The following is a 22,229-nucleotide window of genomic DNA, read 5'->3' as shown; positions in this document are numbered from 1 at the left end:
TTACGGCCGCGAATAGGTTTGATACAGATGCACCGCACGTGTGACCCAGCAGATCGTTGCTCCTGCTGCAACCAAACATGGGGTTCTGATCTGTGGTCATGGCAGCCGCAACCGTTTGGCGGTTGCCGAGTTCGAGGGGCTGGCCAACGGACTCAAAGAGCGCCTGACCGGATTGCCGGTGGAATACGGGTTCCTTGAATTCGCACGTCCCATCCTGAGAGATGGCCTGGAAAGACTGCGAGAGCAGGGGGTCGAGAAGGTTCTTGCCGTTCCGGCGATGTTGTTTGCCGCTGGACACGCCAAGAACGACATCCCTTCTGTGCTCAACACCTACAGCGCTGAAACCGGGCTGGAGATCGACTACGGCCGAGAATTGGGCGTTGACAGGTTGATGATCGCCGCGGCAGGCGCACGCATCCAGGAGGCTCTCAACAGGACATCCAGTGTTGACCTTTCCGACACCATGCTTGTGGTGGTCGGACGTGGCTCCTCCGACCCTGACGCCAATTCCAACGTCGCCAAGGTCACCAGGATGTTGGTGGAGGGTTTTGGTTTCGGCTGGGGTGAAACCGTCTATTCGGGCGTCACCTTTCCACTGGTCGAACCCGGCTTGCGTCATGTGGTGAAGCTTGGGTTCAAGCGCATCATCGTGTTTCCTTATTTTCTGTTCTCAGGGGTGCTAGTCAGCCGCATCCGTCAACACACAGAACGGGTTGCGGAGGATCATCCAGGCGTTGAGTTTGTGAATGCGTCCTATCTGGGAGATCACAGCTTCGTTCTAGACACGTTCCTGGAGCGGGTTCAGGAGGTGATGGGCGGAGAGACTGCAATGAACTGCTCTCTCTGCAAATACAGGGCTCAGGTGCTGGGCTTTGAGCAGGAAGTGGGGCTTGACCAGTCAAGCCACCACCATCACGTGGAGGGCCTTACAGAAGCTTGCACCCTCTGCGAACGCGAATGCACGGGGGTTTGCCAGCCCGACGGCATCCCAATTCCTATCGGCGCTGGCCACCATCACGACCATTCCCATGAGCATGACCATCACAGCCATGACCATGGGCACCACCCCTACCCCCACGCCGATCACCCCCTTGGACCCACGACCCTGCGTCGCTTAACACCACAGCCAGAGGCCGCTGAGTCTCAAATCTGAAGCAATTCAGTGGAAACGGCATGCTCAGGCATCTCTGTCTTGCCTGAGTTTCGTGAGACTTGCTTGCATAAGCGTGCCTGATGTTTGACGGCGCTGTGGATAACAACTGGGGTTTTCCACAGTTCTGGGTCGCTTTTCCACTGTGATTTCCCGAAAGCGGCTGCCTCAGGGCTGGGTCTGTGGTTTTGGGTTCCGGTGCCTTTCGCGACTTGACAGGAATCGCCGCTCGATTGCTTGAGCGGTGGGCTGTGCTCGTTTCAGGAGCTGACCCACTGCACTGCAGTGAGTCTTATTTGAGATCGTTGTTTGCTGGCAATGCGTTGCCGGCTTTGACGATCAGGGCGGTTGTGTGGCTTTCTGTTGGTTGAAACGGGACGCAGAAGCGCGGATGGAACGCAATCATTTTGAGCGCTGCATGGAAACGCAGACGACCACTGCAGCGGATGCTGAATCACCCTTCGTAAGTCTTGAAGCTGAAATCCCTGAAGTGCTCTATCAGGGCATGAAAGCCTTCATCGGATCCAATCCTGCTTGGGATCAATACCAGGTGATGAGCTCAGCTCTCGCCCAGTTCCTGTTTCAAAACGGCTGTTCTGAGCGCGCCGTCATGGAGCGCTATCTCGATGATCTATTCATTCGTTCTCAGGCGTGACAGCCGCCAGGCATGCCCTGCGGGTGATCGCCATCATGGTAAGTGTCGGGCTCTGCCATCCGGAGCTGGGCCAGCAGGCCCCATCCACCACCAGCACGTTGGGACAGCGCCAGAGACGGTTCCATCGATCAACGACGCTGTTCTCTTCGCTGGTTCCCATGGGCGCCCCTCCGACTTCGTGGATGTAATAGCCAGGAGCTGGAGCGTCCTCCTGGGCAGAAAGGGCTTTGGCAACGAGCGGCTTCACAAGCGGTAGGTGCACTTGATCAGCCAGGGATGTCGTGACACCTCCGGCGACGTTGATGCAGTCCTGAATCGTGCTCTGCATGTGTTCCACCATCGCCTGCTCATTCGCTCTCCATCGGCAGCTGATGTGGGGCATTGGCACATCCAGTGGATCGCAGCGTTGCGAGAGGCACACCTGATTCCTTGCATCTGAGAGCACCTCGCCGTGGCCGATCAGAAAGCCAAGCCGATGGTCTGGATTGCGTTTCAGCCACCAGGGTGGATCAAACCGGTTGATGCCCCCCCAAATCCCATATCCGCGCAGAAAGGGGCGCCCCGCGCAAGTCTCTGGGGCATTGCCGAAAGGTAGGAAGAAGCTGCCCGCTCCTGAAAGCGAGCTGGATGGGTCGGATTGTTGTGTCGCCACACGTCCGGTTGCGCTGGGAACGGAAAAGAATCGACAGCAGGAGACGTGGTCCATCAAGCCTTTCCCAAGTTGGCCGGAGGGATCACTGAACCCCCTGGAATGGGACTGGCTCTCTGACTGCAGCAGCAGACGCAGCGTTGCGATCGTTGAAGCGCAGACCACCACAAGATTGCAGTCCAGTCGTTGTCGTTCGCCAGTGCTGCGGTTCACCACCACAACAGAACTGGCACGCTCTTGTGCTGGATCCATGTCGAGGTATTCCGCCATCGAATTGGACAGAATCTCCACTCGACCCGTGGCCAGAGCGCGCTGAAGGCTGGAGCCGTTGCTGCTTGATTTCGGCCAGCTCGAGGTCTGCTGGCGTTGGTGGGCTTCAAAGCCTCGCGAATGGATGAAGGGGATGCCGCGTTCCCTTGTCAGCAGCTCACGGAACCGCTCTTCCTCAGGCATGAATGGTAACGCCGGTGCCATTCGACCATCAGGGAGCTGCTCAAGCCCATCCCGCTCACCTCGGACTTCAAACAGCTGCTCGAGTGTGCTGTAGTGAGGATCAAGATCGGCATGAGTGATGGGCCAGTTTTGGCCGTATCCGTCATGATCTGCGCCCTTGAACTCATAGTCCGAGAGGCGCAGTGTGATGCCACCCCAGGTGAGACTGCGCCCGCCAACTTGACGACCCTGGGTCCAAAGAAAGGGTTGATCCTCTGGCGTGCTGTAGGGGTACTGACGCTCGTCTGCGTAGAGGGAGGGGTTTTGTTTCCAGTAGCCAGGATGCTGGATCTGACGCCGATGGCGGCCGCTGATCAGCCCTTCGGCCCGCCTGACACTATTGCCTGGCTCACTCCCCAGGGCTTCCGAAGCTGATCGATCGGGTCCTGCTTCCACGACCAGAACCCGGAGCCCTGCTTCGGCAAGTGTCATCGCGGCGACGCCACCTGTGGCCCCCGACCCGATCACAATCGCTTCAAAGGGATTCAAGGACACGGCATGACGACGACCTACCGATAGTGTCTGACGCGGTCGATGGCTCTTGCCAGTCTCCTGAATCTTCCTGCTGCGTCTGCCCTTGATCTTGGCCAGACCTGTTTCCGAGCAGAGACGTCGGAGCTTGGTGGCAGTAAGACCCATCGCCGAGAGCAGATGGAGAGGATTCCAAGGCTGATTCAGGCTGTTGTTGAATCAGCTGAAGAGGCTCATTTTGACTCTGCCTGCTTCATTGGCGTTGGAGATCTCTCTCTCAAAGTTGAATCTCTGCTTTGTCCTCCAGATGCAAGGTTTCGCGATGTTGCTAGCCAGCAAGGTGGGGTCAATCTGAAACAGATGTCTTGCTTTCAAGACAAGACATTGAGATCGCTTCCCTTGCTCAGGTCTTGCATTTGAGGCAATTCGAGCGAAATCAACCAAACGAAAAAGCATTAAAAAAGCCCCACTTTATTGGGGCTTTTTTAATTGGTGGCGGGGGGGAGATTTGAACTCCCGACCTTCGGGTTATGAGCCCGACGAGCTACCAGACTGCTCTACCCCGCGGTGACCCGAGAACTATACAACTTGGTGATCGAAGACACCACTCAATGGAGTTCAGGCGGTTCGCAGCTCACCTTCCACATCCAGGTGAACACCAGGGTTGAGGATCAGCAGCTGTTCCTCCAGTTCCTTCAGTCCGCTCGGCGTCATCCAATCGAGCTGACGCAGCAGATGCAGGGCAACAGCCTGTTTGGCACGTCGGGCGCCATCTTCAACCTTGATGGCCACGCCAAGTCCTTCTCCGGTTCGGCTCAGACATTGAATGCCTTCTGCCCCTCCTTTGCTAATCACCTGGTGATGGGAGCGTCGCATTAATTCCGTATCGAATCGACCTTCCCCAGCCACCAGTTCCGGATGCGCCAGCATCGCCCGGCTGATCTGTTCGAGCTCCGCATGAGCGGAAGAGCCCAGATGGGCAAATAACAGTGCCATCTGGTCGAGTTGAAGGCGCAGTGTGGGGGCGCCGCAGTCATCGCGTTCAGCGACCAGTTCATCAGGGGGCAGGCCGAGCAGTTCTGCCACGCGACGCGTAATCTCCTGCTGCAGAGGATGGTCTCCCTGGAGGTAGGTCTCAACGGGCCATCCCATTTTGCGAGCAGTGATTAAAAAAGCAGCGTGCTTGCCCGAGCAGTTGTGCTCAAGAGGACTCGACCGGCCTGATGGGATGGGGCACTGCAGATCATCACTCTCCAGTTCTGCGTTCCAAAGCAACCGGAAGGCCTCACGCGCATGATTTGGGGTGCCTGAATGGGATCCACAGCTAATGGCGATCCCCCGTTCCTCACAGCTGTAGGTCTCCGAGGCACCGCTGCTGATTAGCGGCAGGGCCTGAAAGGGTTTGAGTGCCGAACGAATGAACGTTTCGAAGTCTGGCTGCCCAGCCTTCATCAGCACCCGGCCGCGGCTGTCGCAGACCACTGCATGCACACGGTGAGTGGACTCGATCGAGGAGCCTCGCCGCAGCCGGACCTCAAGAGGTGGAGTACTCAGGGAGCGCGCCGAACCGCGGTAACCCGATGGGATCGACATGCCCTGATGTTCCAAAGGTTCAGAGAGCTTGACAGATGCTTGCTCCGCCAAGCATCAGACCGGTCACGAGGGCCATGGCCCTGCCGAGACGGCCAAGGATTGGCCTGACCTCGTGCTGAGCAAGCAGGAGATCACGTTCTCGCCAGGACACAGGTTTTTCCCAGACCTGAAAGTCATACCAGCCTGATTCCTCATATTCGACTTTCTCCGACAGCAGGCGTTTATGCACGTAGGTCCAGCCCAGCCATTGCCTAATCAACAGCAGCATGGGCATCACAAGGGCTGCAACAGCACCGGCAAGCAGCAAACGCACTGGATCGTGGCGCAAGGTCCAGCTACCACTGGCCACCAGCACGGTGATTGGTGAAATCATCAGCCAGCTGATCAGCAAAGCCCGGTCGAGCGACACTTGGGCCGTACAGGGCCATGCAAAAAACCAGGATCGGCTGAATTGAGCAAATTCCTCCTGAGGTCTTTGCTCAGGGGGAACAGGGCAAGGGATGCTCGAGGCCATGCCGGGCCGCCTGTTAATCGTCAGATGGTTTGGAGGTTAGGTAGGGACGGCATTCCCCGTGACTCCAAAATGCTTCAAGGTCGTAGTAACTCCTTTCTCCAGGTTGGAGCACGTGCACGATAAGTTCGCCGTAATCCAGTAAGGCCCAGCGTCCCTCGTTCACTCCCTCTTTTCGCAGGGGGAGTCTCTGGACCTCATCCTCAATCCGATCCTCGACCGAGCGTGCAATCGCTCTGACTTGAACGTCACTCTGGCCACCGGCGATCACCATCCAGTCGGCAAGACTTGAGACCTCATCAACGCGGATAAGCTGAATGTCCACCGCCTTACGGTCATCGCAAGCATCGGCCGCGAGTTCCGCAAGCTGTTCACTATCCATAGACATTTTCGCTGGTGACGGACTGACGGGAACCTTGCTGTTGCGCCATTTCAGCGCGAGCTTTCCCAGCACTCTTGCGTAACGCCTCAAGTCGGTCTTCGTAGAAGCTGCGTTTTTTCTTCTTTCTGGTTTTTTCGACGAGTTCCTTCAGTGCGCCGCCGAGGCTTTTGTAGGCATTCGGGACGCTGTAGCCAAAGCGACAGGCCAGATCAATGGCTCGTTCATCAGCCGAGATCGCATCGCGCAGCCGTTTTTCCGCATTGTTCTTTAGATAGAGGCGGTAGCCAGCGAATCCGGATAATCCAAGGGCCATGAACAAGAGCAGACCGTCTTGCACCCAGAGCTCGCCGATGGCCCCGCCCAGGCCGATCGCTAGAGCCGCCATCTCCCAGCCATCGCGGGGAATGGTGTCATTCTGAATCCTGCCCACCTCATGCCAGAAAAGCAGATTTCGGTGATCGAGAGCCAGGTTGTCCCAGGCGTCGAGATCAATCTGAATCTCAACCTCATCTCTGCCGATCTCTTCAAGGGTGATCAAAGCCGGCTCAACGGCAGCGGCTGCCTCGACGAACACCCAGCTCTGCATCTCCGGGGGAAGCAACCCTTTCAGACGCTGGAGCTCACTCATGACTGTCGATTGTTCTCCTGACCCCTAACGCTAGCGACTGCCGGGCACCTGCCGCTGAACAGATGCATGTGGACATGGGGCTGCGTGGGAGACTCAAAAGGTTTGGCCGCAGAGAGAACGCACATGCCCCGGCGGAATGATCTTCGTCGCATTCTTCTGCTGGGTTCAGGGCCGATCGTGATCGGCCAGGCTTGTGAGTTCGATTACTCCGGAACTCAGGCTTGCAAAGCACTTCGCGCCGAGGGATATGAGGTCGTGCTGGTGAATTCCAACCCGGCTTCGATCATGACCGATCCGGATATGGCAGATCGCACCTACGTGGAACCGCTGACCCCTGAGGTGGTCGCAAGGGTGATTGAACAGGAGCGACCTGATGCTCTGCTTCCCACAATGGGAGGCCAGACCGCCCTCAATCTGGCTGTCAACCTGGCTGAGGACGGAACCCTGGAGCGATTCGGGGTCGAGCTGATTGGTGCCGATCTGCAGGCGATCCGAAAAGCTGAGGATCGACTGCTGTTCAAGCAGGCGATGGAGCGGATCGGAGTGAAGGTCTGTCCTTCGGGAATCGCATCATCGATCGAGGAGGCGGAGGCTGTCGGAGCCGCTATCGGCACTTATCCCAGAATCATCCGCCCCGCCTTCACTCTGGGCGGCAGTGGAGGCGGCATTGCCTACAACCCTGAGGAATATGCCTCAATCTGCAAAACCGGACTTGATGCCAGTCCCGTCTCGCAGATTCTGATCGAACAGTCGCTGCTGGGTTGGAAGGAATTTGAACTGGAGGTGATGCGCGATCTCGCCGACAACGTGGTGATTGTTTGCAGCATCGAAAACCTCGATCCCATGGGTGTTCACACCGGTGATTCGATCACCGTGGCCCCAGCCCAGACCCTCACGGACCGCGAGTACCAGCGTCTGAGGGATCAATCCATCGCCATTATTCGCGAGATCGGTGTGGCCACTGGAGGCAGCAACATCCAATTCGCGATCAACCCCGCCGATGGCGAGGTGGTGGTCATCGAGATGAATCCCCGCGTCAGCCGATCGTCGGCTCTGGCCAGCAAGGCCACTGGATTCCCCATTGCCAAAATTGCTGCGCGTCTCGCTGTTGGCTACACCCTCGACGAGATTCTCAACGACATCACCGGCAAAACACCCGCCTGCTTTGAACCGACGATTGATTACGTCGTCACCAAGGTTCCACGCTTCGCCTTTGAAAAATTTAGGGGCTCGCCTGCAGTGCTCACCACGGCCATGAAATCGGTGGGTGAAGCCATGGCCATCGGACGCTGTTTCGAGGAGTCGTTCCAGAAAGCTTTGCGATCCCTGGAGACCGGCCTGGCCGGCTGGGGTGGTGATCGCGCTGAGCAGGAGCTCACCGCTACAGAACTTGACCGCTCCCTGCGTACGCCCTCGCCGGAACGAATCCTTACTGTGCGCACCGCCATGGTGGCGGGACGCTCGGATGAACAGATTCATCAGCTCAGCCGCATCGACCCCTGGTTCCTGGCCAAGTTGCGCGTTCTGATCAACACCGAATCCGAACTGCTCAACGACCGGCAGCTGTCGGCCCTCAGCGCTGCGGATTTTCTCCGGCTGAAGCAGCTCGGCTATTCCGATCGTCAGATCGCCTGGTTCACCGGTTCAGATCAGCTGGATGTGCGCGAAGCGCGACTGAAGCTTGGCGTGCGTCCCGTGTTCAAGACCGTGGACACTTGTGCGGCCGAATTCGCTTCGACCACTCCTTATCACTACTCAACCTATGAACGTCCTTGGTCTCGCCTGGATGCAAAGGGGACACTGACGGTGCAGCCCCCGGCGACAGAAGTGTCAGAGGACAAAAGGCGCAAACTGATGATCTTGGGCGGCGGTCCCAATCGCATTGGCCAAGGCATCGAATTCGATTACTGCTGTTGCCATGCATCGTTTTCAGCCCAGGACCGTGGCTTCGCCACGGTGATGCTCAATAGCAATCCCGAAACGGTCTCCACCGACTACGACAGCAGTGATCGTCTGTATTTCGAGCCACTCACGTTTGAGGATGTTCTCAATGTGATCGAGGCGGAACGACCCGAAGGCGTGATTGTGCAATTCGGCGGCCAAACGCCGCTCAAGCTTGCGATGCCCCTGCTGCGTTGGTTGAACTCACCGGCAGGTCAGGCCACGGGCACCCGGATCTGGGGAACATCCCCGGAATCGATTGACCGTGCTGAGGATCGTGAGCAGTTCGAAGCGATTTTGCGTGAACTTGATATCCGCCAACCACGCAACGGACTTGCCCGCAGCGAACACGAGGCACGCGCGGTGGCAGAGACCGTGGGGTATCCGGTCGTCGTGCGCCCCTCTTACGTGTTGGGTGGTCGGGCAATGGAGGTCGTTCACGACGAGTTGGAGCTCAATCGCTACATGACCGAAGCGGTGCAGGTGGAACCGGATCATCCGGTGCTTATCGACCAATACCTCCAGAACGCCGTTGAGGTGGATGTGGATGCGCTTTGTGACCGGGATGGTGTGGTGGTGATCGGTGGGCTGATGGAGCACATTGAACCCGCTGGGATTCATTCAGGTGATTCCGCCTGTTGTCTGCCATCGGTCTCTCTCGGAGATGAGGCCCTTGCCACCATTCGCTCCTGGACCAAGGCCCTTGCCCTACGCCTTCAAGTTCAGGGTCTGATCAATCTTCAGTTCGCTGTTCAACGCACTGCCTCAGGGGAGGAGAGGGTGTTCATCATCGAAGCCAATCCGCGAGCTTCAAGGACAGTGCCATTCGTGGCCAAGGCCACCGGTGTCCCATTGGCACGAGTCGCCACTCGCCTGATGGCTGGCGAGATTCTCGCTGATATCGGTCTCAGTCAGGAGCCTTCTCCGCCGCTTCAAGCGGTGAAAGAAGCTGTGCTCCCCTTCCGGCGCTTCCCCGGTGCCGATTCCCTGCTGGGCCCGGAAATGCGCTCCACTGGCGAGGTGATGGGGTGGGCTCCGCACTTTGGGATGGCTTACGCCAAGGCAGAGCTGGCCGCCGGGGAGGCCCTGCCCACCAAGGGCAACGTTTTTCTATCGACCCATGACCGGGACAAGCTGGCGCTCGTTCCTGTGGCCAAGCGTTTGCTTGATCTGGGTTTCTCGCTCACCGCAACCGCTGGCACAGCGGCCACGTTGAGTGAGGCTGGTCTTCAGGTGCAGTCAGTGTTGAAGGTCCATGAAGGGCGTCCGAATATCGAGGATCTGATTCGCTCTGGTGCTGTGCAACTTGTGATCAACACGCCAATTGGACGTCAAGCGGCCCATGACGATCGCTACTTGCGGCGTGCTGCGCTCGATTACTCAGTACCGACCCTCACCACGCTTGCCGGAGCTCGGTCTGCTGTTCAGGGAATTGAGGCGCTGCAATCGCAGACGTTTGATATCCATGCCCTTCAGGATGTTCATCGATAGGCTCAGCCCCGGTAAGGTCGCCAAAGCGTCAATGTCTTCAAGTGACTGTCACCAGCATTCCCAACGTTGCCCCCGGCAGTGACTGCCGGGATGCTTTTCAAGCTGCTTATCAGAACCGCTACACCTGGGAACCGGGATTTGGCGGATATCAAGGACGGTGCGTCTGGGAACAGGGCGACCGTCGTGTTGAAGGTCGTTTCCAGATCGGTGCGGATTTGAAGGCCAAGGTCGAGGGCATCGATGATGCTGAGGTGGAGAAGGCGATCGCATCCCAACTCTGGGAAGTCGCCATTCATCGTGTTCGCAGACCTTTTGAGCAGGTGCATGGTGCCAACACCTTCACTGCAGGTGACAGCACCGATGAAGGCTTGGAGGTTTTGATCGGAGGGAAAGGTGAGGGTGATCGCTATCGCATCAAAGCCGATGTGGTGACGATGGTTCACCGCCATATCCACGGAACGGTGGTCACGATTCACACCGGAAGTACGACGGACACTGGATCGGGTTATCTCAGTCGCAACTACACCAGCCAGTATTCGGATCCGACCAGCGGCGAAGCCAGGGGTGCCTCCAGCACGTTTGAAGATACGTTCGTGCCGGTTGGTGAGCAGGGTTGTTGGGTCCTTGAGCGTCGAGCGATCGGCTCCAAAGATGCCGACGGCAAGGACACGCTTCAGGTGTTCGAGTTCAACGATCTGGTTGCACTCTGATGTCAGTTCCTGTCAGCGCTGCCGACAACTTCGACAGCGTCGTTACCGCGATCAATGGTCCGGTCAGTTCCTTCGCCTGGGGATGGCCGACCGTGGGTCTGATTTCGATCACCGGCGTTTTGCTGATGGTCGGTTTGCGCTTCATGCCGATTCTGCGGCTTCCCTATGGAGTGCGCATGATGTTTGCCCCTTCAGACCAGCAAGCTGAGGGTGACATCAGTTCCTTCCAGGCTCTGATGACATCGCTGGCGGCTACCGTCGGTACCGGAAATATCGCCGGTGTGGCAGGAGCGATCGCCATCGGTGGGCCTGGTGCGGTCTTCTGGATGTGGTTGATCGCCTTCTTTGGCATTGCCACCAAATACGCCGAAGCCGTTCTGGCGGTTCACTACCGCGAGGTGGATGACCTAGGTCATCACGTCGGTGGGCCGATGTACTACATCAGCAAAGGTCTTGGACCTCGATGGGTCTGGCTCGGAGGGGTGTTCGCTCTGTTCGGCATGCTGGCCGGTTTTGGCATCGGCAACGGCGTTCAGTGCTTTGAAGTCTCCAGTGCATTGCTTGGGCTCGGGGTGCCTCGGGAAGTCACAGCCGTGGTCCTAGGTGTTTTGGTCTTTGCCGTGATCATCGGCGGTGTGCGCCGGATCTCCAAGGCCGCCTCCGCGATTGTGCCATTCATGGCGATCGCCTACGTGCTCGCCTGCCTGATCATTCTCTTGGCCAACATCGGCAGCGTCGTTGACGCTTTCGCAAGCATTTTCAGCAATGCATTCTCTGGACAGGCAGCTGCAACGGGCACGCTCACGCAGGTGATTTTGATGGGATTCAAACGGGGGATTTTCTCCAATGAAGCCGGTCTGGGCAGTGCACCAATTGCCCATGCTGCTGCGCGCACCGATGATCCCGTTCGTCAGGGCACGGTGGCGATGCTCGGCACCTTCATCGATACGATGCTTATCTGCACGCTCACTGCCCTAGTGATCCTGGTCAGTGGGATTTCTGCAGGTGGATTGTCGGGGTCTGAGCTGTCGATCGCAGCCTTCAATGAGGCGCTGGCCGGTTCGGGGTGGATCGTCACCTTCGGCTTGATCGTTTTCGCGTTCACCACCGTTCTCGGTTGGAGTTTCTATGGCGAACGCTGCACCGAATATCTGTTCGGTGTGAAGGCGATTCTGCCTTTTAGGGGCGTCTGGGTGGCTGTGGTGGTGATCGGTTCGTTGGTCGGTGACCGTGGTGTGGTGTGGGGTGTCGCGGATACTCTCAATGGCCTGATGGCCATTCCCAACCTGATCGCGCTTTTGCTGTTGTCAGGAACCGTTTTTGAACTCACTCGTCGTTATCGCTTCCCTGATGCGTCGGAATCATCCAACTGATTGCATCGGCTGATCAGCTGTAAAAAAGCCTCCGGCCGCGGCCGGAAGCTTTTTTGATGGTGAGGTTTGTGCGGTTCTCTTGATCGCTCAGCCTTAATCGGGCATCGGGGTGACGTTCTTCAGGCGCTCATTGAGTTGCATGGCCATGGACTGACGACCCACTGCAAGAACTTTCAGGGTGTCTTCGTGCATCCGTAATTGCGCATCGGCGACCTGCATGCCGCGCACCAGTTCCTTCAGATCTTCAGGAAGTTCATTGAGGTTGTAGCGCTTGCCTTCGAAGGTGAGTACTGGGTTTTCTGCTGGCGTTGCGGTCATCGGATCGACTGAATCACTGTTGAATCCAAGGAAACTTAGCCGCACCGATCGCGAATCATTTGGCGTTCACACAGATCTCGATAACGACCGTTGTTCGCCATCAACTGATCATGGCTGCCTTGTTCACTGATTTGGCCATGTTCAAGCACAACGATCTGGTCAGCTTCCTGAACCGTGGCCAGGCGGTGAGCGATCACCAGCACGGTGCGGCCATGCATCGCCTGGCGCAGTCCCAGCTGAACAGCCGCCTCAGCCTCAGCGTCTAGCGCGCTGGTGGCTTCATCAAGCAACAGCACCGCGGGATTTCCCAGCACGGCTCTGGCAATAGCAATGCGCTGCAGCTGGCCTCCAGAAACATTGGTACCGCGTTCCTCCAGCTTCGTCTCGTAGCCATCTGGCAAGGCCATGATGAAGTCGTGGGCATTGGCCAGACGGGCGGCTTCGAGCAGCTGATCATGGCTCGCTGGTCTGCCGAAACGAATCGCCTCGGCAATGCTGCCGGAGAACACCGTTGTGCGCTGGGGCACGAGGGCGATCTGCTGCCTGAGTTCGCGCGCTTTCACTTGCGCCAGGTTGTTCCCATCCAGCTCGATCTCTCCTGACTGGGCACTGTTGAAGCGCAGAAGTAGGGAGAACAATGTGCTTTTGCCGGCACCGGATGGGCCAACCAGCGCCACCACCTGACCGGCTTCGATGGTCAGATTGATATCACGAAGCACCGGTTCGCCATTGCCGTAAGCGAAGTGAACGCGATGCAGATTCAGGTGTCCTGCGGGTCGACCAATCGGCAAGGCCGGATCTGGATCTGCAGTTTCCTGAGGCTCCTGTTCGATCTGGCGCAGTCTTCGCAGCGAAGCCTGGCCCTGCTGAAATTCATTAAAGTTGTTGGTGACGTGAGCAATGGGGTCGATCAGCACCACAAGGCCAGTGAGGTAGCTGCTTAAGCCAGCAATGGTCAGGCCATCGTTCTGAATCCTCCAGGCGGCCAGTCCCAGCACGGAGAAAAGACCCACCACTTCGATCATTCCCACCACCGGATGCTGCAGTGCAACAAGGCTGTAGGTGCGGTGCCTGGCCTGACGATGCTGATCAATCTCGTCTTCAAATCGACCTTGAAGCCAGGGCTCTGCGGCAAATGCTCGAACAAGCGGCAGGCCCTCGATGGCCTCGCCGAGCAAACCGGCCAGTTCGCTCACTTTTTTCTGACTGCGTTCGGTGGCCGCCATCACCTTGGCGCCAAACAGGCTGATCAGCCAGATAATCAACGGTGCCAGCAGCAGGATGGAAGCCGTGAGTTTCCAGTCCAGCAAGAGCATGTACCCCAGCACCGCCAGCAGTTGGAGCGCACTTGGCAATGTGTCGTGAACCGATTTGTACAGCACTTCGCTGACACGATCCGCGTCTTCGGTCAGTCGGTACGTGAGATCACCTGCTGAGAGTTTCTCCAGTGCCCCCAGTTCAACGGTCTGCAGGCGACGAAACAGATTGCTGCGCAGGGTCTTGCTCACCTGAAGGGCTGGTCCGGCTAAGAGGGAGTCCTGGCCGAACTGAGCCAGTTTCTGGATTGCGAAAATCAGCACTCCCTGCCCGATCAACCCGAGCACCCGCCCAAGATCTCTCGATCCCAGTGCGGGGAAGAGGGATCCTGCGAGGTTGAGCAGAAACAGAAAGCTGCTCACATATATGAGCATGCAGACCAGCCCGAGGCTCAGTTGCGGCAGATGCGGACGCAGCAATGGCAGCAGCCTGCGGAATCCTGCCTCGGAGGTTTTCAGCATCGCGTCACACTATCAATGCTCTTTCTTGATCTCTTGGGTTGATGCGACTCGATCAGTTCCTGAAATGGCAAGGATGGGTTGGCACGGGTGGTGAGGCCAAGATGTTGATCCAGGCTGGGCAAGTGCGTGTGAATGACAGCGTTGTGACTCAGCGAGGTCGACAGCTCAAGCTCGGGGATTGCGTGATTGTGGGTGGCGATCAGGCGGTCGTCACGAAGATCTGAGACGACTTTGCTCGCGTAGGAACGTAAGTTGGCTGCTGCTGAGCCGCAGAGGACGCAAGCGTGGGCAAACCGGTGATTGCTGGAAACTGGAAGATGCACATGACGTGCGCCCAGGCCCGGGACTGGTTGGCCACGTTTCTGCCACTGATCGCCGACACGCCTGACGACCGTGAGTTGGTGGTTGCGCCTCCGTTTACGGCGATCAGCACCACTGCTGAAATCACTTCAGGATCACGGCTGGAGATTTCAAGTCAGAACGTGCACTGGGAAGCCAATGGCGCTTTCACGGGTGAGATCGCTCCATCGATGCTGGAAGAGCATGGAGTGCGTTACGCGATCGTTGGTCATAGCGAGCCTCGTAAGTATTTCAGTGAGAGTGATGAGCAGATCAACCATCGGGCGCGTTCAGCTCAAGCCCATGGCCTCATTCCCATCGTCTGCGTTGGAGAAAGTGATGAACAGCGCAGCCGTGGTGAAGCTGAGCGCGTGATCCGCCGTCAGGTCGAGCAGGGCCTCGAAGGACTGGATCCAAATCGTCTTGTCGTTGCCTATGAACCCATCTGGGCCATCGGCACCGGTAAGACCTGTGAATCGTCGGAGGCCAACCGCATTTGTGGTCTGATCCGTAGTTGGGTGGGTGCCCCTGATCTGATCATTCAGTACGGAGGATCCGTCAAACCCGGAAACATCGATGAGCTCATGGGCATGAGTGATATCGACGGTGTGCTTGTCGGTGGTGCATCACTGGATGCTGAAAGCTTCGCTCGCATCGCCAACTATCAGGTCGCCTGATTCCTCATGCGTCATCCCGACTGCTGGGGCCATCGCCCGGCTGTGATGGGGGTGATCAACCTCACCCCGGATTCCTTCAGTGATGGAGGACGATTCAACCGGGCGGATCTGGCTTTGAACGAGGCGTCACGTCAGTTGCGCGATGGAGCGGAGGTGCTTGATCTCGGTGCCCAGAGCACCCGGCCTGGTGCTGTTGATGTGGGTGCGGAAGAAGAGCTGTCGCGTCTTCTCCCCTGCCTTCAAAGCATTCGTGCAGCCCATCCGCAGGTGATTCTTTCTGTCGACACCTTTCGGGCATCCGTTGCCCGAGCTGCGTTGGAGGCAGGCGCTGATTGGATCAACGATGTCAGTGGAGGCAGACGCGACCCGGTCATGCTCTCGTTGGTCGCCGATGCCGGTTGCCCCTATGTGCTGATGCACAGTCGTGGTGACAGTCAAACCATGGACGACTGCACCGATTACGGCGAACAGGGCGTTGTTGCCGGAGTGTTGCATGAACTCAGGCTCAGCACCGACCGAGCTCTCCAAGCAGGTCTGAGCAGGGAACAGCTGATTTGGGATCCAGGTCTTGGCTTCGCGAAGACCACAGACCAAAATCTTCAGCTGATCAGACAGTTGGACGAGCTTCAGCAGGACGGCATTCCGCTGTTGCTGGGACCTTCTCGAAAGCGTTTTATCGGGGCTGTTCTTGACCAGCCCCGATCCAAGGCAAGGATCTGGGGGACGGCTGCAGTCTGCGCCAGGGCTGTGGAGGCAGGGGTCCACGTGGTGCGAGTCCATGATGTAGGGCCGATCCATCAGGTGGTGACCATGGCCGCGGCGGTGGCTCGGCAAGGTTCGCCCGCCAACGTTCATGACTGATCTGGCTAGAACAGACCCTTCTGTGAGGCATTCATGAGCACGAGCCCTGAGCTCACCCTGCTTTACGACGGGGGATGTCCACTCTGCGTCCGTGAGGTGACGTTTCTGCGTCGCAAGGATCGCGATCAGTCCATCCGCTTCGTTGACGTTGATGCACAGGATTACTCCCCCGAGGATTGGTCTGGCATTAGCTATCGCCAGGCAATGTCAAGGATTCATGCCATTCAGGCCGATGGAACAGTGCTCACTGATGTCGCCGTCTTTCGCGAGGCTTACCGCTTGATCGGTCTCGGCTGGCTGTATGCGCCAACCCGCTGGCCAGTGGTCGGGCCAGTGGTTGATGGTCTTTATGGCGTCTGGGCTCGCTATCGCCTGAAAATCACCAACCGTGCATCGCTCGATCAACTGTGTCAGGAGCGTTGTTCGCTGCCGCAGTGAACTGAGTGGTACACCGATAACAAAAGCCGGCGTCAGAGCACCGGCTGAATGGTTGAACTCTCAGAGCTGAGAGTTCAGTGCTGTGAGGTCTGTGTTCAGGATTCGGCGGTTGTGACGCCCTCAATCCGATCCTCAACTTCCTGGTAGAGCTCCTGGAGCTGTTCGATGTTTTCGTCGGAGGTCTCCCAGTAACCACGACCGTGCACCTCAAGCAACGTCCCCACAATGCGGCGGAAACTGTTGGGATTCAGATCCAGAAGTCGCTTGCGCATTTCTGGATCGTTGATGAATGTCTCGTTGGCTTCTTCGTAAACGAAGTTGTCAACTGAGCCACTGGTTGCACTCCAGCCAAGAGTGAAATTAAGCCGCTTTGCAACTTCTCGAACACCCTCATAACCCGAGTCGAGCATGCCCTCATACCACTTCGGATTGAGAAGTTTGGTGCGCGAGTCGAGACGAATCGTCTCATTCAGAGAACGCACCTGAGCGTTGGCTGTGGTGGTATCGGCGATGTAGCTGGTGGGTGCCTTGCCGTCATCACGCAGACCAGCGATCAGTTTGGTGGGATCAGAGTCGAAATAGTGACTCACATCGGTGAGGGAGATCTCCGCGGAATCCAGATTCTGGAAGGTGACGTCAGCGGTTTTCATGACATTTTCGAAGACATCACGCTTTTGGTTCATCTCACCAGGATTGTCAGCATTGAAAGCAAAGGTTTTCCTGGATAGATACATCTCCTGCAGCTCGCCTTCCTCTTCCCAGGTGCTGTTTTCCACGGCCAGATTCACGTTGGAGCTGTAGCTGCCACTGGCATTCGAGAACACCCGACAAGCCGCGTCTCGCAAGCTGCTTCCCTCTTTTTCAGCCTGCTCAAGGGCATGTTTGCGAACAAAATTCTGCTCGAGTGGCTCATCCGCTTCTGCTGCCATCTTCACGGCCTGATCGATCAGTGCCATCTGGTTGATGAACAGATCGCGGAAGACTCCAGAGCAGTTCACCACCACATCAACGCGGGGGCGTCCCAGCTCCTCAAGAGGAATGAGCTCAAGCTTGTTGACGCGACCGACGGAGTCAGGCATGGGCTTCACACCTACAAACCAGAGGATCTGGGCCAGAGATTCTCCGTAGGTTTTGATGTTGTCCGTGCCCCAGAGGACGCAGGCAATGGTTTCGGGCCAAGCTCCCTGCTCCTCGCGTTGGCGCTCGATCAACTTGTCCACCACCCCTTTGGCCGCGGCAACAGCAGCCCGGGTTGGGATCGCCTGAGGATCAAGAGCGTGGATGTTTTTGCCACTGGGGAGAACTCCGGGATTACGGATCGGATCACCGCCAGGTCCGGGAAGGATGTATTCGCCATCGAGTGCTTTCAAAAGACTCTCCATCTCCATATCGGCGCAGATCTGCTCAAGGCAGAAACGCAGATAGCCGAACAGCCTGTCGAGCTCCGTTGGATCGATCTCACTGAACCCGTTGGTTTTGCAGGCCTTGAGCCATGGTGAAGGCAGCTTGAAGCCGAAGCGGGTCAGCAGGTCGCTGAACCACGACCAGTTGTTGCGCAGGTTGACTCGTCCGTCACTGCCGGTTACAGACCGGACCATGGCGGAGATCGCTGTACGCGATGTCTCGGTAATGGTGCGGTTGAGCTCCACATCAGCGAGAACACCGTTGTCATTCCCCTTGTAGATCTCTTCGATCGTTCGATTGATCGATTCAGCCAACAGGCCTGGAAGGGAACGAAGTCCGTCTTCATCTCGTTCCAGAGCCGCGATGTTCACGAGGGTGGCAATGGCTTCCTCGGCGGTGGGAGGCTTGCCGATGGTGTGGAGTCCGCAGGGAAGCAGACGGCTCTCGATCTCCATCAGCTGGCGGTAAACGGCACCAACGAGGGCGTCGCGTCCTTCCAGATCTAGGGATGCGGCATCGTCATCGGGCAGATCAACATCCTTGTCGAGGTTGCATAGGCGAGCCGTCTCCACAATCGTGTTGACGATTTGCACGCCGCGACCACCCTCACGCAGTTGTTGGTAGGAGCCAACCAATTCGCCAAGTTCTTTGAGCCCCTTGTAAAGCCCGGCATTTTCCGCAGGTGGAGTGAGGTAGCTGATCGTTGATGCATAACCACGACGCTTGGCGATCGTTGCTTCAGATGGGTTGTTGGCTGCGTAGTAGTAGAGGTTCGGTAGCGATCCAATCAGGGAGTCTGGATAACAGGTTTCGCTCATCCCCATCTGCTTGCCGGGCATGAACTCCAGCGAACCATGGGTGCCGAAGTGGAGTACAGCATCGGCCTTCCAGATTTTTTCCAGATAGGTGTAGTAGGCCGCAAATCCGTGATGAGGGCTGGCGCTGCGCGAATAGAGAAGACGCATGGGGTCACCCTCGTAGCCGAAGGTGGGTTGTACGCCGACAAAGACGTTGCCGAAGTGTCTGCCGAACACCAGCAGGTTCTGACCATCGCTGTTCAGATTGCCGGGTGGTTTTCCCCAGTTCTCCTCAAGCCGTTCTGAGTAGGGAGTGAGTCGTTCGTATTCCTCGACACTCATTCGGTGCGCGACGGAAAGCTCTGGAGAGCCCTGCATGGCATTGGCGTCGTTGATCACGGCTTCCAGCAAGGCTCGGGGCGTGGCAGGCAGATCCTTGATGTTGTATCCCTTCGCTTTCATCTCCTCCATAACGCGATGAATGGAGCCGAAGACATCGAGATATGCCGCGGTGCCAACGTTGCCCTTGTCGGGTGGGAAGCTGAACACCGTGATCGCCAGCTTCTTGTCGACACGGGGTTTGATGCGCAGAGATGACCACCTGATTGCCCGTTCAGCGATGGCGTCAACTCGATCCTGAAGTGTGTGAGCTTTTCCGGTGGCGTCGTCTCTGCCGGAGAGAACAATTGGTTCGATCGCACCATCCAGCTCGGGAATAGCGATTTGGAGTGCGACTTGAACCGGATGCAGACCGAGATCACTACCTTCCCATTCCTGGGTTGTCTGAAACACCAGCGGCAGAGCCACCATGTAGGGACGATTGAGCTTTTTCAGTGATTCGACTGCCTTGGGATGGTCTTGACGGGCAGGGCCTCCCACCAGAGCAAAACCTGTGAGGGAGACAATGCCGTCAACAAGAGGTTGGTCTGGATTCAGAGGGTCGTAGAAGAAGGCATTGACGGGCTTGGAGAAGTCGAGCCCTCCGCAGAAGATGGGAATCACCCGGGCACCACGGAACTCCAATTCCTGGATCGTCGCCACGTAGTGGGCATCATCTCCGGTCACAATGTGACTGCGCTGCAGCACAAGACCGATCACTGGTCCTTTCAGGGCCTGATCGGAGAGATCGGTGCGGCTTGAGGTCCAGTTGAGATATTCCCTGAGGTCCTCGAACATCGACGGAGCCAGTGGATGCCAGATCCCGAGATCAGGAAAGACTTCGGGGGCTGCAACGTCCATCACAGGACGCTCCTCACCTTCTTCTGCAGGGAAGACATATTTGTCCGCCAGCATCAGCAAGAAATTGCGCAGATTGTCTGGTGTTCCACCTAGCCAATACTGGAAGCTGAGCATGAAGCTGCGCGCGTCTTGCGCCTTCTCAACAGGCAGATATTTGAGAACAGTGGGCAGAGTGTTCAGGAGTTTGAGCATGGCGTCCTGGAAACCGGCGCCGCCAGCTTCCTTTCGCTTTTTCATGAAGCCAGCAATCGCGCTCTTGCTCTGTCCGAGCTGAGCCATCGAGAAGCTGCCGAGCTTGTTAAGGCGCATCACCTCCGGCATAGAGGGAAAGACAACCGCGGCTTTGAGACGATCGCGATGGGGGGTGACGGCGTCGACAACCTTCTGAGCCAAATCTTCGATGAAAATCAAAGAGGCGATGAACACATCTGCCTGGGCCACATCGTCTTTGAAGTCTTCGTAGTTGGTGTCATCGCGAAGTTCTTCGATCAGGTAGCCGCTGAGTTCGATACCCAGGTCGCCTCCGCTGGCGTTCAGAGCGGTGGCCGCCTGCGTGAGTGCGTTCTGGTACTGGGGCTCCAGCACCACATACACCGCCTTCATGACGGACTTATGGTTCTGACCCTCCACAGGAGCCACGCGGCGATTGGCGGAGCGGACCTGTGTGAACATCGGCGCACATTGAGCTGTGTAACGAACTTTACGGCGACGAGCAGTTCTACGCCCAGGTTTTCTCGCGGTGTTACAACTCGATCGGTGCATAGGCTCTGACGAGAGACATCCCTGGCATGAGCGCTGCTGAGAATCAGTCAATCCCTGTTTTGGTCATCGGAGCTCTGGGACGCATGGGCGCAGAGGTGATCCGTGCTGTTCACGCTTCATCCGACTGCCACCTGGTGGGGGCTGTTGACAACACACCGGGCAAGGAAGGAGCCGATATCGGCGAACTGATTGGCCTGGGAGCCCTGGAGGTGGCCGTCACGGCCGATCTGGAGGGTTGCCTTTGCGCCACCAGCCAGGCGGTTCGTGATTCCGGCCCCGGGAAGGGAGCGGTGATGGTGGATTTCACTCATCCATCGGTGGTATATGCAAACACCCGAGCGGCCATCGCTTACGGCGTCCATCCTGTGATCGGAACCACAGGACTTTCCCCTGAGCAACTCAAGGATCTGCAGAGTTTTTCAGAGAAGGCCTCCGTGGGCGGTGCTGTGATCCCCAACTTTTCTGTGGGCATGGTGCTGCTCCAACAGGCCGCAGCTGCCGCAGCTCGGTTTTATGACCATGCAGAGCTCACGGAGCTTCACCACAACCGCAAGGCAGATGCCCCCAGTGGAACCTGCATCAAAACGGCGGAGTTGATGGAGGAGTTGGGCAAAACATTTAATGCCGCAGAGGTTGATGAGCACGAGTCGCTCGAGGGCAGCCGTGGTGGTGAACGTGCTAGCGGGCTGCGTCTGCATTCCCTGCGCCTTCCAGGGCTGGTGGCTCATCAGGAAGTGATGTTCGGTGCTCCGGGTGAGACCTATACGCTTCGTCATGACACCATTGATCGCGCTGCTTACATGCCTGGCGTTTTGTTATGTGTTCGCAAAGTGAGACAGCTGCCAGGACTCGTTTACGGCCTGGAGAGGCTGATCTGAGTTTTCATGCTGATTCCACTTCGTCCCGGCGAACTGCAGACGCTGATACCAGCTGTGGCGACGGGTACTCAGTTCAGATTTGCTCTGGGTGATCCACGCAAGATCCTGCAGCGTTTGTTGATCTCAGGCATTGGAGGAGTGATCACCCTGTTGATCAGTCAGAGCCTTTCATTCAACCGCTGGGGCTCTGTCTGGCTGATCGCTGGAGTCGTTTTGCTGCTTTATATCCTTTGGGGTCCGATTCTTGAGGCGGGTCGTCGCAATTCGTCCTTGCGGCGATATCCATCAGCCGCCCTGTTCGAGGGCGAGGTGGTGGAGGCTCATATCAAGGAGCGTGTTGAGAATCAGCGCGAACAGGCGGATGCGAGCGGACGACTCGAGCTGGTTGAAAACCGCAGAACCTGGATGATCCTGGAGCTCGCCGATGAGGACGGCTACCTGGGGAGGATTAGTTTCCCCATGGCCAAGACCCATTCAGCGATCCGTGAGGGCCTGCTAGTTCGCTGCATTGTTCTCAGTGACCGCAAAGATTTTTCCAGTGTTGGCGCTCTCTCCGATGCATGGTTGCCGCAACTCAAGCTCTGGGTAGGCGAGTATCCCTATTTGCTCAGACCGGCCTTTGAGGATCTCTGCAGAATGCGCTTGCGTAAAAGTTCTTAATAGTGCGTTACACTGTGTAAAGAAGTCAGGTT

19 protein-coding genes and 1 tRNA gene are annotated in these 22,229 nt (G+C 57.4%); 11 read left to right on the top strand and 9 right to left on the bottom strand.

All coding sequences use genetic code 11. The features are described from left to right. The first annotated feature begins 40 nt into the window (after positions 1-40). Positions 41-1,153, top strand: coding sequence for a sirohydrochlorin chelatase (locus SIB42_RS11310; RefSeq protein WP_067097016.1), 1,113 nt, complete (start codon positions 41-43; stop codon positions 1,151-1,153). 388 nt (positions 1,154-1,541) lie between these two features. After that, the gene (locus SIB42_RS11305) at positions 1,542-1,805 is read left to right on the top strand and encodes a DUF2811 domain-containing protein (protein ID WP_067097021.1); all 264 of its coding nucleotides are present in this window, start codon (positions 1,542-1,544) and stop codon (positions 1,803-1,805) included. Here SIB42_RS11305 and SIB42_RS11300 read toward each other — a convergent pair. From SIB42_RS11300 to SIB42_RS11275, 6 genes are all read right to left on the bottom strand, one after another. After that, positions 1,786-3,441 carry a GMC oxidoreductase gene (locus SIB42_RS11300; RefSeq protein ID WP_067097024.1) on the bottom strand — a complete coding sequence of 552 codons (1,656 nt, stop codon included), beginning with the start codon at positions 3,439-3,441 and terminating at the stop codon, positions 1,786-1,788. The genes SIB42_RS11305 and SIB42_RS11300 overlap by 20 nt on opposite strands. A 466-nt stretch (positions 3,442-3,907) precedes the next feature. Beyond that, a tRNA-Met gene (locus SIB42_RS11295) sits at positions 3,908-3,984 on the bottom strand. 51 nt (positions 3,985-4,035) lie between these two features. Next, the gene (locus tag SIB42_RS11290) at positions 4,036-5,010 is read right to left on the bottom strand and encodes an asparaginase (RefSeq protein ID WP_067097032.1); all 975 of its coding nucleotides are present in this window, start codon (positions 5,008-5,010) and stop codon (positions 4,036-4,038) included. Positions 5,011-5,029: 19 nt separating this feature from the next. Then, entirely contained in the window at positions 5,030-5,524 is a 495-nt protein-coding gene (locus SIB42_RS11285; protein ID WP_067097035.1) for a CGLD27 family protein, read from the bottom strand. A gap of 13 nt (positions 5,525-5,537) precedes the next feature. Further along, a complete protein-coding gene (gene rsfS / locus SIB42_RS11280; protein ID WP_067097038.1) occupies positions 5,538-5,903 on the bottom strand; it encodes a ribosome silencing factor in 366 nt (121 codons plus the stop codon). Then, positions 5,896-6,531 (bottom strand): DUF3318 domain-containing protein, encoded by a 636-nt coding sequence (locus tag SIB42_RS11275; protein ID WP_067097042.1) that lies wholly within the window; start codon positions 6,529-6,531, stop codon positions 5,896-5,898. Before SIB42_RS11275 ends, rsfS begins: the two co-directional genes overlap by 8 nt. A 123-nt stretch (positions 6,532-6,654) precedes the next feature. On the opposite strand from SIB42_RS11275, the gene carB reads away from it, so the two are divergent. The 3 genes from carB to SIB42_RS11260 are packed head-to-tail and all read left to right on the top strand — an operon-like array spanning position 6,655 to position 12,046. Beyond that, positions 6,655-9,963 (top strand): carbamoyl-phosphate synthase large subunit, encoded by a 3,309-nt coding sequence (gene carB, locus SIB42_RS11270; RefSeq protein WP_067097046.1) that lies wholly within the window; start codon positions 6,655-6,657, stop codon positions 9,961-9,963. A 41-nt stretch (positions 9,964-10,004) separates the two neighbouring features. Next, the gene (locus tag SIB42_RS11265) at positions 10,005-10,673 is read left to right on the top strand and encodes a DUF3386 domain-containing protein (RefSeq protein WP_067097050.1); all 669 of its coding nucleotides are present in this window, start codon (positions 10,005-10,007) and stop codon (positions 10,671-10,673) included. Further along, positions 10,673-12,046: an alanine/glycine:cation symporter family protein gene (locus SIB42_RS11260; protein ID WP_067097054.1), complete on the top strand. Its 1,374-nt coding sequence runs from the start codon at positions 10,673-10,675 to the stop codon at positions 12,044-12,046. The genes SIB42_RS11265 and SIB42_RS11260 overlap by 1 nt, the downstream gene beginning before the upstream one ends. Before the next feature lie 93 nt (positions 12,047-12,139). On the opposite strand, the gene SIB42_RS11255 is transcribed toward SIB42_RS11260, so the two are convergent. Together SIB42_RS11255 and SIB42_RS11250 are read right to left on the bottom strand one after the other, a co-directional pair. Then, the gene (locus tag SIB42_RS11255) at positions 12,140-12,364 is read right to left on the bottom strand and encodes a DUF6447 family protein (protein WP_067097182.1); all 225 of its coding nucleotides are present in this window, start codon (positions 12,362-12,364) and stop codon (positions 12,140-12,142) included. Between the two features lie 35 nt (positions 12,365-12,399). Then, entirely contained in the window at positions 12,400-14,142 is a 1,743-nt protein-coding gene (locus tag SIB42_RS11250) for an ABC transporter ATP-binding protein (protein ID WP_067097058.1), read from the bottom strand. 41 nt (positions 14,143-14,183) lie between these two features. On the opposite strand from SIB42_RS11250, the gene SIB42_RS11245 reads away from it, so the two are divergent. From SIB42_RS11245 to SIB42_RS11230, 4 genes are read left to right on the top strand one after another with little or no spacing between them, the layout of a single operon-like run. Beyond that, complete coding sequence (locus SIB42_RS11245) at positions 14,184-14,366, top strand: RNA-binding S4 domain-containing protein (RefSeq protein ID WP_067097061.1); 183 nt, start codon at positions 14,184-14,186, stop codon at positions 14,364-14,366. Positions 14,367-14,426: 60 nt separating this feature from the next. Beyond that, positions 14,427-15,158 (top strand): triose-phosphate isomerase, encoded by a 732-nt coding sequence (tpiA, locus tag SIB42_RS11240; RefSeq protein WP_067097064.1) that lies wholly within the window; start codon positions 14,427-14,429, stop codon positions 15,156-15,158. A gap of 6 nt (positions 15,159-15,164) precedes the next feature. Further along, entirely contained in the window at positions 15,165-16,019 is an 855-nt protein-coding gene (gene folP, locus SIB42_RS11235) for a dihydropteroate synthase (protein ID WP_067097068.1), read from the top strand. Between the two features lie 33 nt (positions 16,020-16,052). Then, positions 16,053-16,457 carry a thiol-disulfide oxidoreductase DCC family protein gene (locus SIB42_RS11230; protein ID WP_067097071.1) on the top strand — a complete coding sequence of 135 codons (405 nt, stop codon included), beginning with the start codon at positions 16,053-16,055 and terminating at the stop codon, positions 16,455-16,457. A gap of 95 nt (positions 16,458-16,552) precedes the next feature. Here the strand turns inward: SIB42_RS11230 and SIB42_RS11225 are convergent, their stop codons facing one another. Beyond that, positions 16,553-20,569 (bottom strand): magnesium chelatase subunit H, encoded by a 4,017-nt coding sequence (locus tag SIB42_RS11225; protein ID WP_067097074.1) that lies wholly within the window; start codon positions 20,567-20,569, stop codon positions 16,553-16,555. Positions 20,570-20,685: 116 nt separating this feature from the next. On the opposite strand from SIB42_RS11225, the gene dapB reads away from it, so the two are divergent. Together dapB and SIB42_RS11215 are read left to right on the top strand one after the other, a co-directional pair. Further along, positions 20,686-21,537, top strand: coding sequence for a 4-hydroxy-tetrahydrodipicolinate reductase (gene dapB / locus SIB42_RS11220; protein ID WP_067097079.1), 852 nt, complete (start codon positions 20,686-20,688; stop codon positions 21,535-21,537). 6 nt (positions 21,538-21,543) lie between these two features. Then, entirely contained in the window at positions 21,544-22,197 is a 654-nt protein-coding gene (locus tag SIB42_RS11215) for a hypothetical protein (RefSeq protein WP_067097083.1), read from the top strand. Positions 22,198-22,229: the final 32 nt, after the last annotated feature.

It is taken from the genome of Synechococcus sp. MIT S9508 (genome assembly GCF_047303045.1).
In the GTDB taxonomy this organism is placed as follows: domain Bacteria; phylum Cyanobacteriota; class Cyanobacteriia; order PCC-6307; family Cyanobiaceae; genus Synechococcus_C.
Note: the sequence above shows the minus strand (reverse complement) of the source record. Positions and strands in the feature narration are given on the sequence as shown.